Raw genomic sequence first — 13,507 nt, forward strand, 5'->3', positions numbered from 1 at the left:
TTCCGCTCCGTCATTGCTCTTCAGAGGTCACACGAGGGTCAATGCCCTGCGGCCGTCACCTCCTGCCCCTTGGTATCGATTCTGAAGTCGCGGCCGTCCAGCCGCACGCGGGCCGTGAAATCGACGAAATCCTCCGCCTGCTCGAACTGACAGGGAAGCACCTCCGAACCCGAACGGTCGACATAGCCATAGCCGCGCCCCTCGAGGTAGACGCGCCCCAGTCCGCAGCTGAAGGGCCACACCTCGTCGTAACGGTAGGGAACCATCAGCTCGCCCGTCGGGGCGATGTAGCCCCAGCGCGGTTTGTAGAAGTCGTCGCGCACCATGCCCAGACGCATGACGGCGGCACGCCGCTCGCTGAACTCGCGGGCATCGTCGAAGCGGGGCGAAATCACCTCGCGCCCCTCCGTGTCGACATAGCCGCAATAGTGGGTCATGGCGGGGAAAATCGCGCCGCGCGTATTCTCGTTGAAGGGTGCCAGCCCGTCGTGAAAATCCCCGAGCGACTCGTAGCGGAACGAGCTGAGCTCGCGGCCGAGGCGGTCGATGGCCCCGAAGTGCACGCCGTCGTAGCTCACCACGGCGACACGCTCGTTGAAGCTCCGCGCCACGGCATAGCGGGCCGGGAGCACCACGCGCCCCGTCAGGTCGAGGTATCCGTAACGTCCCCCGCCGCTGCGGAAGAGCAACCGTCCGTCGCTCGGAGCGCCGAGCTCCTCGTAGCGGCACGCCACCGGCTCGCCGCCCAGCGAATCGACCAGCCCCCAGCGCAGCCCCTGGTCGACCGTGCGGGCCGCAAGGGCGTAACCGCCTGTAAAGGGGGCAATCGTATCGTACCGGCAGGGGATAACCTCGCGCCCCAGGCTGTCGAGATATCCGCGTCTGGCGTTGCGCAGGGCGGCCATCCACCCCCGTTCGCCGACCGGTCCGATGGAGTCGTAGAGGCAGGGCACCACCTCGCCGCCGCTCTCCGAGAGGTAGCCGCGGCGGCCGTTGCGCACGGCTGCACGCCAGCCCCGAAGGCCCGGCTCGCCGATTTCGCTGTAGAGGCAGGCGATGACCTCGCGCCCCTCACGGTCGATGCGGCCGCGCAGGCCGCCCGGCAGCTCGACCCAGGCCAGGCTGTCGGCAAAGGGCGAAGCCACGGCATACTCGGGGGCGATGACCATCAACCCCGTGGTATCGATGTAGCCCCACCGCTCGCCGGGAATCTGCACGGCGGCACGCCCCTCGCTGAAGGGGGCCGCAGCGGCATAGCGGCAGGGTATCACAAGCCGCCCCTCGGCATCGACATAGCCCCAGCGGGGCGCCCCGTCGACCGTATCGAGCACGGCGGCCCGCCGCTCGCGAAGCTCGCCAACAGACGCATAGCGGGCCGTACGCCGACGGAAGTCGGGCTTGCAGCCAACCACCGCCGTCAGCACGCACAACAACAGAAGAAGTCGTTTCATGGCTGATGTTTTTTCCTACTGCAAAGATACCAAAAGAGGGGCGTATTCGGGCACCCGCACCCGGGATTTTTGCATCGGTAGCGCATCTGGCCCCTCGGCGGCGGCGCGGCTCCTGCCTCATCCGCCCTGCGTCCGCCGAAGAGGCGGCCATCCGAAAAGGCCCCGTGCAAAAGAATGCCGCCACTCGTGATAACGCCGCACAAAAAGGGGAAGTGACCCGAAGGCCGCTCCCCCACTCGAACTTTTATTCTGACGCTTACCGTTTCTTGTTTGTCTCGACAATAATCGCGCCATTGCGGGCCTTGCGGCCATACTCGCGAATGGCCGAAGCATCTTTGAGAATCATCATCGACCGGATGTTCGAAGGTTCGCCCAGCAACTCGTCCAGCTCGCCGGGTTTCAGCTTGTCGGCACGGTACTCCTTGCCGTCGATGACCCAAAGCACCCCCTTCTGCGAAGTCGGTTTCGTAGAGCCTCCCTTCACGGAGATAATCGGCTCGCCCTTCGGCATTCCCTGCCCTGCGGCAGCAGCGGCTGCCGACGAACCGGAGGAGGAGGTCGAAGTCGAGGTCGAGGTGGAAACCGAGCCGGCGCCGGAGGCCGAGGCCGAGACGGAGGTTCCGTCACCGGTGATGACGATGGTCTGCGGCGAGGAGGCGAGCTGATGCCCGTCCAACTCGCGCTGCGCCTGCTCAAGCTGCTCGCTGGCTTCGCGCAGCTGCTGCTGCACGGCCTTCCACTCGTCGCTGTTCAAATACTGACGGGCCGCCTCCAGCGAGGCCTCGGTCTGCTGCCCGTCCAACTCGCGCCGCGCCTGCTCAAGCTGCTCGCTGGCTTCGCGCAGCTGCTGCTGCACCTTCTTCCACTCGTCGCCGCTCAGATGCTTCCGGGCAGCCTCAAGACCGACACGCGCAGCCTCAAGACCGGCGCGTCCCGCCTCGAGGCCCTCGGCCCCGGCACGGAGCGACCCTTCGAGTTGCCGGGCAAAATCGTTCGTGAGGATGTAGACCACCCCCTTGGCCTCCGGCCGGTCGAACTGCTCTATTACGGAGGGCTCCTTGATGACCTTCACCGACGCAATCTCCGAAGGGTCGATGTCCAGCTCAGCGTAGCTCTTCCGCTGACCGTCCAGAATGTAGATATATTGGTCGGTCGTCCCTTCCGAGGAGTTACCCCGAAGGGTAATCCGGACGATACCCGACGCCGGGTCGTCCGACTTCTCCACATCGACCGAGGCAATCCGCTCCACCTTGAGCGTGTCGAGCGCCGAGGCCGTCACCTCGCGGCCGTTGATGAAATAGCGCACCGCAGGCTGCTTGAGCGCCGCCTGTGCCGACCCGGCGAGCCCCTCCGATGCCGACTGCCCTGCCTCGGCCGAGGCATCACGCAACGCGCTGTCGACCAGTGCCGCAACCGATGTGCCGTTTCCGACGGCCGAGGATAGGAAAGTTCCGGAATTTTGCGTACCTTTGTCTACGGGAACGCGGTAGACGGTTTCTGCAAAGGCGCCGAGCGCAAGCCCGACAAGCGGCAGGAAGACCAACGCACGGGCGTAGTTCCACCGCGATGATTTCTTACGTAACATCATGGTAATACGGTTTTTAAGTTTACTGTGATTGAAGCTGTTGGCAACTGAGCACCACCTCCTGCCAGCAGCTTTCCTTATTAACAACATCTGATATTCGCGTGCATCGACGCCGCTACGGAGCACCGCCTCGTCGGCCTCGTATTCGTGGATGGCGCGCAACTCGCGGCGCAGGAGCCACATCGCGGGGTTGAACCACTGCAGACATCCGGCAAGGTCCGCCACGAGCAAGTCGACCGAATGGTGCAGCCGCAGGTGGGCCTCCTCGTGCAGCAGGACATCGCGGAGCAGGGCATCGTCGTCCTGTTCCGAGACGACAATGTAGCGTCCCCAGCTGAAGGGGGAACCCTTCTCGGGACGGCGCACCAGCACCATGCCGCCTGGAAGACGCTCGCTCCGCCCGCCGTGAACAATGCTCCACACCCGCACGAGCGATACGACAACCCACAGCAGCATAGCCACGACGCCCGCCGCAAAGAGCATCGCCAGAAGCTCCCGCCACGGAAAGGGTTTCGCAGCGGCCACCGCCTCAACGGGCAGTGCGGGCTGTGTCACTACCGGCAGGACAAACGGCTCGGGCGCGGGCAGGTCGCGGTAGAGGGTCACCACGCAGCAAGGCAGCACGAACGAGAGCACAAGCATCGCAAGCAGCACGACGCGGTTGAAGCGATGGAAGGTCTCGCGGCTGAGCAGCAGTTTGTAGAAGAGGTAGAAGACTGCCAGACAGGCGCCCGTCTTCAGGCTGTATAGCATCAGGTCGTACATGGCTACCGGCTGTTTTCACGTTCGATGCGGTCGATGAGCCCGCGCAGCTCCTCGACCGAAATCTTCTCCTCCTCGACCAGCGCCGAGACGGCGCCCAGATAGGAGTTCTCGAAGTACTTGCGGATGACGCCACCGAGCGTCTGCCGCGAAAACTCCTCCTCGCTCACCACCGGGAAGTACTGGTAGGTCGCCCCGAAGGCCTTGTGCGAGAGGTAGCCCTTCGCTTCGAGCGTACGGACAATCGTCGAGACGGTATTGAAATGGGGGCGAGGTTCGGGGCAGAGCGCCACCACCTCGCGCACGAACAACGGGCCGTGCGCCCAGAAATAGCGCATCAGCTCCTCCTCCTTATGGGTCAGTTTCTCCATGGCAATCAGCGGGGTGTTCTCCTCCTGCATTCCCCGCACAACAAAGGTAGCAAAATTTTTCCGCCGAGCAACTATTTTTTATAGTTATTCAACTAAAAAATTTAGTTTTCCACAAAAACAGACGACAACGTTCTGACATCCGACCGGTACGACCTATATAAAAAGGGAGCGAAGACCCCGCAGGGTCTTCGCTCCCAAAGTGTACACACACGCCCCGTCCGGGGCCGGGAAGGGCGTCAGCGCATGAGCACCTCGACGCTTGCATTGTCCATGCCGGGCATCGTACGGCCGATACCGGCGCCGATGTAGGTCGGGTCGCAGACCGTATAGCGCTTGCCGCGCACGACGACGTAGTCGCCCGGAGCCTCCCCCTTGAAGCAGACCGCCGCAGCCACGTGGCCCGGATACTCGAGCAGCACGACGTCGAGCCCCAGCAGCTCGCGCACGAGCAGCGAATAGAGCACGGCGCGGTCCTCGCAGTCGCAGGCCGGATAGAAGAGCGTCTCCTCGGCAAAGAGCGGACGTTCGTAGCCGAACTGCTCGTCATCGGTGGCGTAGGGGAATGCCGTCTGCACGAAGTTGAGCAGCATGTCGGCCGCCTCGGTCTCGCTTCGGCCCGAGAGAGCCTGCTGCAGGGCGGGATAGAGGCTCTGACGCACGGTGGCGCCCACCGAGGGGATTTGGTAGACCGCAACGTCGCAGCAGGGGAAGAGGTTGTAGTAGTCAATCAGACTGCGGTCGACCACCACGTCGGCCTGAAGTTCGGGATAGCGCTTCGAGACGAGGTGGCGCGGAGCAACCTTCCGTTCGGGAAGCGCCGGAACCGACGGACGCAGCGCAAGGAGCCGCTCGCCCGGGAAGGCGCGGTTGAAGACATAGTAGCCGCCCGATGCGGGCAGGTTGCCCACGACGAAGAACTTCTCGCCGCCAAGCTCGAGGTAACGATAGCCATAGAGCATGCCCGAGGCGGGGACGAGCAGCACGAGGCGCTGTCCCGTGCGGGCGATGCGCACTTTGTAGCCCGACTGCGCCATGAGGAAGGTCTGGAGCAGCACCGCCTCGTTGGCCGCACCGTCGTACCAGGCCGAGGCGAGGAACTCCAGCATCTTGAGGTAGCCCCAGTCGTCGAGGCGCAACTGGTCGCGCAGACGGTGGCACTCCTCCGTCACCGTACGGTAGGCCGGTGCCGAGAAGGACTCCCAGAGCGTTGCCACGGAGCCCTCAGAGACGTCGCGCAGGCGGGGCTTCGACCCCTGCACGGCGGGCACGGCATACTCCGTACCGACGAAGGTGAAGCGCTGCTGCGGCCCCTTGAGCTTCGACCCGCCGCGCATCGCACCGCCACGGTCGGCTGCAACCTCATCGGCGGCAGGCACTGCCGGTGCGGCGGGCGTCACGGCGGGAGCACTCGGAAGGGCCGGTTGTGCCGGGGCCGAAGGCGCGGTCACGGGAGCTGCCGGACGAACGGGAGCAGCCGGGCCGGCGTCGGGTACGGCCGGCTTCACGGGAGCTGCCGGAGCATCGGAACCCAACACCGACGAGAGGTTGTCTCCGCCGACGTTCCCGCCCTCGGGACGAAGCGTCGGGAGCTGCCCCGACTCGCCTCCCGCGAGGATGTTGCCTCCGTCGGGTCGAAGCTGCGGCGCGCCGCCTCTCCCCGCAGCGGGGTCAGCAGGCACATCGGGGCGGATGGTCGGCGCGGAGCCACCCTGCAGCGCCGCATCGGTGTCGGGGATGAGGTTCCCCTCCCCCGCTGCCGGCCCGACCGCTGCGGGAATGTCGGGTTCGACGACCGGCTCAGGAGCCGGAGCCACGGGCTCGACCACCTCGGCAACGGGCACGGCGCGCGGTGCAGGCGGCTCCTCGTCGGGCGGCGTCGCGGGAATCGGAGGCGCCGGCTGCGACTCGGCCTCAACGGCCGGCCGCTCCTCGGCAGCGGTCCACCGCTCGCGCATGTAGCGGATATACTCGGCATTGCGCGAATCGATGTACTCCTGATAGGCCTGCTGGCGCTGACGGATGAACTCCTCGTAACTGCTGCGCACATCCTGGGCGGAGACCGCAGCAACGGTCAGGGTCGCAATCGCGGCGACGAGCGCCGCACGTATGGGTCGGTTCATGGACTTCGTTTTTTAAGAGACAAAAAGCGGCGTCCGCCCCGTACTCCGGAGCCGGACACCGCGTGAGCAAAGCGGAGGACTACTGCTGCGAATACTCCGAGAGCTTCTGCTCGTAGAGCTTCTTGAACTGGTCGAACTCGAAGTCCGACATCAGCTTCTCGTCCTTCTGCATCTCGTCGAGCACGTGCTGCTTCATGTCGCTCTTGCTCAGCTGCATGCATACATAGTGACGATAGTCGCCGTTGGCCTCCTTGAAGAGTTTCTCATCGACGAGCGTCATGCCCGACACCGACTGCTTGACAATGGCGTAGGTGAGCTCCGTAACGCGCTCCTCGTAGCTGCGGGCGGTCTGGCTGGGAAGTTTCTGCGACTTGGCGTAGTTCTCCATCACGGTTGCGATGTCGGTCTGCACGGCGGCGGCAATCTCCTGACGGGCATTCTGCATGGCAATCTTCTTGGCCATCGACTGCTCGGGGCTTACACCGCTCTGCACGGCACGATAGTAGTCGGCATCGCTGCGGTACTCGGGACCACTGAGCGGGAGCACCTGCTCCACCATGTCGGTCTGCGGCTTGCGCGGCGCCTTGGACGACGACGAGCAAGAGGTCGTGGCGGCCAGCATCGCCAGCGCACCAACCATAAGCATCATTTTTTTCATCTTCAAAAGAATTTAGCGGTTAGTGAAATTGAGTCTGTAGGGAAGATTGAAGCGCACGTCGGTCTGACGGCCGTCGGCTCCGACGATGCGCAGCGTACCGTTGAGCAGCACGCTCCGGCGCGCGGGAGTCACCTGCGGCACGGAGGCCGTGAAGCGCAGCGTATGGACCCCCTTGCCCTCGAAGGCGTAGCCCGCAAGCGAGCCCTGGGCCGCAGCACCGAACTCCGGCACGCGGATGTCGACGTGACGCACCTCGAAGCGCGTATCGTTGTTCGACCGCAGCGGCACCGAGATGCGCCACGTCGCCACGCTATCGGCTCCGGGGCCGAGCGCGTCGATTTCGACCGTACCGAAGGGACGTACGGCCAGCTTGCCCTCCGTGGGGTCGAAGACCACGCGGTGCTGCAGCCGCCGTCCGCCGAAGGTGTAGGTCATCGTGATGAAGTTCTCCTCACCCTCGATGCCCGCCTCGTCGTAGAGCAGCGCATAGCCCCCGTCGAGCGGCACGACGCGCAGGTTGGTGGCATAGTCGCTCTCCAGGCGCGGCTGACGGTCCGACGTCACGCGGCGGCCGTGCAGCGCCAAGTGATAGCAGTAGCACCCCAGCGAGGCGCTGTCGGGCACGATGGCAACCTCGCCGCACGCCTGGCGACAGCGCTGCTGCAGGTTGACGGCCCGGTTGCGGCGGTCCGTATCGAAGAAGTAGTCGATGAGCGGATTGAGCGCCGCGGCCGTCTGGTCGAGGAAGCTCAGGTCGGTGAAGGTCTCGAACTGCTCCTCGAGCTGCTCAAGACGCTCCAGATGCTCGTTGTCGAGGGCCCGGAAGGCGGCAATGGCCGCGCTGCGGTCGGCATCGGTGAAGGGATACTGCACGTGGTAGATGTAGTAGTAGCTCTTCTCCTGCTTGACGAAGCGCCGCTCCCAGTAGACGCCGAGCGCCCGCGAGAGGGAGATGTCGCACAGATAGGGCATCGAGGCCCCGGTGGTTCCCACCTCGGAGGCGTAGCTGTTGAGCAGCGAGACCACGCCGTTGCGGGCCGTCTGCTCCTGGTAGAGCTTTTCCTCGGAGGTGATGTTCGAGGCAATCGAGGTGATGATGTGCTGGCGGATATCCGTCAGGCACTGCTTCTGGGCCTGGTCGAGCGTCGGGGCCGTCGCCGAGACGGTGAAGTAGTCGGGGCACGAGATGCCCAGCCACGCGGGCGCCTTCTTGGCGCTGCGTTCAACCACCTTCTCCTTCTGTGCCGAGGCGGGAAGCGCCACAGCCAGGAGCAGCAGAAGCGTCAGGAGCCGTTTCATGACTTTTGATTTTTTACGTTGCCGGAAAGGGCCGCATAGAGTGCGAAGAGCCACCCGATGACGGCCAGCGCATTGACGATAATCACCACGGGAAGCGCCACGTGGAGCCACGCAAAGAGGATGTTGAGCAGGAAGGTGACGAGCAGCAGGATGCTCGAGACGGTCGAGAAGAGCACCGTCCGGTTGGGGCCGGTCGTGAAACCGATGCCCAGCACCGACACCAGGAAGAGCAGCGCCACTACGGTGGCGATGACCGTCATCACCGTCTCGACGCCACAGGCCAGATAGCCGTAGCATACCAGGCCGCCGAGCAGCAGTGCGATGACTGCGGGAATGGGTCTGAATTTCATGACTTGCTACTTTTGAGGTGGAACAACGGGGGGAACCGGCGGTACGGGAGGCACCGGCGGCACCGGGACGAAGCAGGGGGCCAGTTCGGTCACCGCGCCGGCCTGCTCCCAGGCGGGCATGCCCTGCTTCCAGACGAGCGTCTCGCGCACGATGCGGCCGTCGGCAATCATCTGGCGGATGACTTCAAGCGCAAAGGGCCCCGTCTGCTGGCCGTTCACCGCAACGTAATACATCGTCGTGGTCAGGGGCGGCGGAGTCTGCGACGTCTGAGGCGCCATCGTACCCTGCATGCCGCCCATCATGCCGTTCATCATGCCGGCCATGTTGCTGCCCACGGCGCCGCCCAGCATCATCCCGGCCATCATGCCGGCAGGGTTGAGTCCGTCGCCGCCACCCATGCCGCCGCCCATCTCGCCAAGGCTCTCGGCCGCAATCTTGGCCACCTCGGTCTGCTGGTTGAGCCGGTGTGCGGCGAAGTAGTCGGTCTCGGCACCCAGATTCTGGCGCTTGAACTCCACTTCGCGGCCCATGCGCAGGCGCTCGACGGTATCCTCCGTGCGGGCCCGGGTCAGCTCGGTCATCTGCGCCGTGGTCACCTCATAGAGGTCGGCATAGCCCTCCGAATCCTTGTCCAGAGCGATTTCCGAGAGGTCCAGACGCTTGAGGTTCACCCCGAAGTCGTCGGCAAGCACCGACCGCAGCCGCTCCTCGACAAGCGTCGTCACCTCGTCGATGTGGCGCTCAATCTGCAGCAGGGGAATCTGCCCCTTCGACGGAGCATTGGTCACCACCGACTTGGTATAGCGCACTACCGAAGCACGCACCTCCTCGGCGAAGTCATCCATGTCGAACTGCATCATGCGGTGCAGCGAGATGAACGACTTGTAGTCCGTAATGTTGAAGAGCAGCTGCCCCTTGACCGTCACCGGCACGGCGTAGTCCAGGAACCGGGGGTCCGAGACGTCGAACTGCGGGACAAAGAAGGGCAGACGGACGTTGCCCGCCAGGTTGATGAAGTAGATTTCGGCCTGGAAGGGGGTCTCCCCTCCAAAGACCGACCCCAGGATGCCCGAAAGCACGGGGAAGTTGGCCGTCTTGAGCGTCGTGTCGAGCGGACCTTCGAAGTAGTCCATCTCCTTGCCGTCGTTCTGGCGGTAGACGAAGACCGCCACCTCGCCCTGCTTGACGCGGAGCGTACTGCCCCACCGGATGGCATTCTCGCGGCGGCTCGGCACCCCTGCGGGCGACCATTTCCACACCAGATAATCGGGTTCGTCGCAGCGGATGACATCCAGGATGCCGCCTTCCGCCTTGTTTTTGCTGAAAAGTCCCATCTTATTCTACCATTTTTTTCAATTTGGCCGTATCCGACGCATAACGCAGCGCAACCCGGCCGGCAAATGCGGCCGCGTCGGCCTTCCGGTCGGCGGCAAGATAACTACCTACAATCTTCCGGGCGCACTCCAGGTCGCCCATCTTCCCCTGGCAATAGGTGAAGAAGAACTCCTCGGCGGCGTCGAAGGCGTTGTACTTGAGGATTTCGTCCAGCACGGAGAGTCGGGCGGCATTGTCGCCGTACTCGCTGTTGTCGGACGAAGCGGCGAAGGCGGCCACACGCGCCTTCCACGGAGCTGCCTCACCCTCGGCGGCCGCCTCCCCGGAGCTCTCTCCGCCCGGAAGGCTCTGCTCCGTTGCCGGAGCCTCGTCGCGCGAGGCGAGGTCGGTCGAGAAAATGCCGCCGGCAGCCACCACGATGACCACCACGGCGAAAACCAGCCACAGCGTGCGGCTGCGCCGACGGGCTGCGAGGTGCTCCGCCTCGACGGCGTTGATTTCGGAGGTTATCTCCTTGATGAGCCGCGAGACCTCGATGTTCTTGCCGAAGCTGCGGCGCGCAAGGCGCTCCTGGTATTCATATTCGTTCTTTAGACGCTCGAACGCACCGGCGCTGGTCGTACGCTTCGTGAGCTTGCGCACGAGCAGGTAGAGCGCCACCACGCCGCATGCGATGCCCAGCAGCCAGAAGAGGCCCGCCTCGCTGATGAGGGCCAGCACGACGAAGTAGAGGGCCAGCACCAGGAACAGCACGAAGAGCATGTTGCGCAGGCTGGCGGCAAACGAGGGTTTGGGCATGTTCTTGCTGCGCAGCAGCAGCTCTTCGAGCCTGTTGACCAGCTCCTCGGCCGTCGGCGAATCATCGCCGTCGTTCATCACGTATCCGCAGACGGGGCATACTTTCGAAAGCAGAGGCATCTCCTCCTTGCATCGGGGACATTGTGCCATGGGTATTCTTCGTTTTATCGGGTGATTACTTCAGTTTGCCGAACAGCCAGGCGTTGATGCCCGAGAGCGACACCTCGGCCGCAGCGCTGCGGGCCGACTCGGCGGCCTTGGACGACGCCTCGAGACGCATCTTCTCGAGCATCATCTGGTTGTCGAACGCCCGCTGCGAGGCTTCGCGCTCCTGCTCCAGACGGGCCAACTCCGCTTCGCGTGCGGCGCGCTCGGCCTCGCTCATCTTCGCAGCCACCTGGTCAATCATCGCATAGGCCTCCTTGGCCTTGTTGCTGGCGGGGTTGACCGCCACCAGGGCATCCATCGCCTCGGCGTAGTTGCCCTTGACCATCTCGACCTTGGCGCGCTGCATGGCCGTCTCGGCCACGCGGTCGAGCAGCTGCGTGGCCAGCTCGACCTTGAGGCTTGCCACCGAGGCGTACTCGGGCACGCTCTCGGGAATGGCGTCGAGCACCGCTACGGCCTCAACGTACTGCTCGCGGTCGGCCAGCGACTGCGCCTTTGCAATCAGCACGGGGACCCGCTGCGCGTAGTAGTCGACAATCCGCTCGCGGCAGCTGTTCATGAAGTTGCGCATGGCGGGCGTACGGGGCGAGAGCCGGTTGATGGCGCTGATGTAGGCCTTCGACTCCGAGGCTCCGATGCCGCGCACCGGCACGGCCGTCTCGGCGATGATGGTCTGCTCGGCCACGGCGACCACGTAGACCGAAATCTCCAAATCGACGATGAACTGCGCCGGAGCCGTGGCCGTCGTCTTCTTGTCGAGAACGAGCACGTTGGGCGTCAGGACGAACTCGCCCGAGAGCGAGCCGTATCCATTCTGCGTCGCCAGCTGCAGCATCCGCTGCTGGAGCGTATTCTTCACGCCGGCGGGCAGCTCCAGTTCATCGCAAACGTAGGGCGTCACGGCCACCAGGTCCGTCTGTGCGAACGACGCTGCGGAGAGGAACAACGCCGCCACGACCCCGAAAAATCTCTTCATCATGCTGTTTGAGTTTTTATGCGGCGAAGGCCCGGCAGCGGACACGGGGTCCGCCGTCGGGTCTGCCGCGCAGTTCATGCTACATCATTATTTGCCTCCGATGGTCAGGATTGCCTGTCCCAGACCGCGAATCGTGAGCTTCGACTCGATGCCGTACTTTTCGCGCAGCTCGCGGCGCAGGCCGTTGGCCCACGAGCGGGCGTCGAGCGCGCGGCCGTTCTCGTTGAAGAGCGGGATGCGCACCTGCTCGAAGTACATGCGGCTCTCCGAGGCGTCGGCCGTCGTGAAACGACCCTCGACCGTATTGGCAGCCACCCAGTCCTCGATGAGGAAGCCCAGCTCGTCGCCGCCCACCTCGCTCTCGAAGTCATATTCGCTGTCGCTCCAGCAACGGCACGTCAGGGCGATTTCACGTCCCTTGGTCTCCATATCCTGGAAGTGCGCCATCAGCTGATTGCAGAAGTCCTCCAGATTGGCGTTCACGGCCTCCGACAGCGTCACGGGGAGCTCCATCCAGGCGGCAGGCTCCGGAGCGCTCGTACCCGAGCCGGCGGCGACCTGCTTATCGGTGTAGGCATCGAGACCCTGAAGGTTGAAGGTCACCGAGACGTCGCGTCCGATGCGGTTGACGGTCCACGTCACCTGCATCCAGATGTCGGCGCGGGCCACCCGCTTGAGCTTGTCGAGCGGCGACTCGGCCAGTTCGGCACCCGTCTCCTTCGACATGGTGAGCGACTCCTCGGCCTCTTCGGTCTTCAGCCGCTTGAGCATGGCCTCCATGCTCCGCAGCGGGAAGCCCCGCTCGGCCATCAGTTCACCCAGCTTGCTGGTCACCAGCAGCAGGTCGGCATCGCCCTGGATTGCCTTCGTGTAGTCGGGCACCTTCTCTTCGGTCCCCTGGTTGTCGAAGGTGGTGTAGTAGCCGTTCTGGATGCACCACACATCGCTCGGCACGACCATAATCGTCGGCTTCTTGGCACCCTGCGCATAGCCCAGCACGGCGGCCAGGAGCAGGGCACACGACAAAATCACTCGTTTCATATCCACAACGGTTTACAGGTTAGAAGATGGAATCCAGGCTCTTGATAATTCCTTCGCTTTCGAGGCGGTTGCGCAGCTCGGAGTACTGCACCGTCACGTAGACGGCCACCTTGTACTCCTTGCCCATCTTCACCACGTTGCCGGCTCCCGAGCTGTTGGCAACCGATACGTAGCGGGCATAGTCACCCCCGTCGGCGAAGAAGCTATCGAAGAACGCGGCATAGGTCTGTTCGGCGTTCGGGTCGCTTACCAGCGGCTTGAGTGCGCGGGCACGCTTCGAGCGGTCGTTGTTGGCCGCCGCCCCCTTGAAAATCAGGCCGTGAACGGCATTCTTGAGCGCCTGCTTGCGGGCCACGTCAACACTCTTCGAATAGCTCCAGACGCGGACCAGCACCGTATTGTCGGCACCCACCGCCTCGTTCTGGATTTCATAGCGCCATGCGGCAGTCTCCGCATTGGCCTTCTTGGTCTTGTTCTTCTGACCCGCGAAGAGCATCGCGGGCAGAAGGACAAGCATCAATATGAAAACTAATCTTTTCATTGCAGTACAATATAAAAAGGTAACAGGTTCATGCAACGTCCATGCGGCACA

At 63.9% G+C, this 13,507-nt stretch carries 12 protein-coding genes; all 12 read right to left on the reverse strand.

Translation table 11 applies throughout. The annotated features are described in order from the left end of the window. Positions 1-38: 38 nt before the first annotated feature. Positions 39-1,451 (reverse strand): WG repeat-containing protein, encoded by a 1,413-nt coding sequence (locus tag B5F90_RS02620; RefSeq protein WP_087360897.1) that lies wholly within the window; start codon positions 1,449-1,451, stop codon positions 39-41. A 256-nt stretch (positions 1,452-1,707) separates the two neighbouring features. After that, positions 1,708-3,801: a M56 family metallopeptidase gene (locus tag B5F90_RS02625; protein WP_087360899.1), complete on the reverse strand. Its 2,094-nt coding sequence runs from the start codon at positions 3,799-3,801 to the stop codon at positions 1,708-1,710. A gap of 2 nt (positions 3,802-3,803) precedes the next feature. Then, on the reverse strand, positions 3,804-4,169 hold the full coding sequence (locus B5F90_RS02630; protein WP_087361273.1) for a BlaI/MecI/CopY family transcriptional regulator: 366 nt from the start codon (positions 4,167-4,169) through the stop codon (positions 3,804-3,806). 236 nt (positions 4,170-4,405) lie between these two features. Beyond that, positions 4,406-6,289, reverse strand: coding sequence for a hypothetical protein (locus B5F90_RS02635; protein WP_087360901.1), 1,884 nt, complete (start codon positions 6,287-6,289; stop codon positions 4,406-4,408). Positions 6,290-6,368: 79 nt separating this feature from the next. Further along, on the reverse strand, positions 6,369-6,938 hold the full coding sequence (locus B5F90_RS02640) for a hypothetical protein (protein WP_143256082.1): 570 nt from the start codon (positions 6,936-6,938) through the stop codon (positions 6,369-6,371). Positions 6,939-6,959: 21 nt separating this feature from the next. After that, positions 6,960-8,246 carry a hypothetical protein gene (locus tag B5F90_RS02645; RefSeq protein ID WP_087360906.1) on the reverse strand — a complete coding sequence of 429 codons (1,287 nt, stop codon included), beginning with the start codon at positions 8,244-8,246 and terminating at the stop codon, positions 6,960-6,962. After that, positions 8,243-8,596, reverse strand: a complete 354-nt coding sequence (locus tag B5F90_RS02650; RefSeq protein WP_087360908.1) for a hypothetical protein — start codon at positions 8,594-8,596, stop codon at positions 8,243-8,245. Before B5F90_RS02650 ends, B5F90_RS02645 begins: the two co-directional genes overlap by 4 nt. 6 nt (positions 8,597-8,602) lie before the next feature. After that, positions 8,603-9,931, reverse strand: a complete 1,329-nt coding sequence (locus B5F90_RS02655) for an SPFH domain-containing protein (protein ID WP_087360910.1) — start codon at positions 9,929-9,931, stop codon at positions 8,603-8,605. A gap of 1 nt (position 9,932) precedes the next feature. Then, the gene (locus tag B5F90_RS02660) at positions 9,933-10,880 is read right to left on the reverse strand and encodes a hypothetical protein (RefSeq protein WP_143256083.1); all 948 of its coding nucleotides are present in this window, start codon (positions 10,878-10,880) and stop codon (positions 9,933-9,935) included. Positions 10,881-10,905: 25 nt separating this feature from the next. Further along, positions 10,906-11,877 (reverse strand): hypothetical protein, encoded by a 972-nt coding sequence (locus tag B5F90_RS02665; protein ID WP_106633523.1) that lies wholly within the window; start codon positions 11,875-11,877, stop codon positions 10,906-10,908. Between the two features lie 84 nt (positions 11,878-11,961). After that, the gene (locus B5F90_RS02670; RefSeq protein WP_087360916.1) at positions 11,962-12,915 is read right to left on the reverse strand and encodes a DUF6175 family protein; all 954 of its coding nucleotides are present in this window, start codon (positions 12,913-12,915) and stop codon (positions 11,962-11,964) included. 19 nt (positions 12,916-12,934) lie between these two features. Continuing rightward, positions 12,935-13,456 (reverse strand): hypothetical protein, encoded by a 522-nt coding sequence (locus B5F90_RS02675; protein ID WP_143256084.1) that lies wholly within the window; start codon positions 13,454-13,456, stop codon positions 12,935-12,937. Positions 13,457-13,507: the final 51 nt, after the last annotated feature.

This window comes from Alistipes sp. An31A, assembly GCF_002159425.1.
GTDB lineage: Bacteria > Bacteroidota > Bacteroidia > Bacteroidales > Rikenellaceae > Alistipes > Alistipes excrementigallinarum.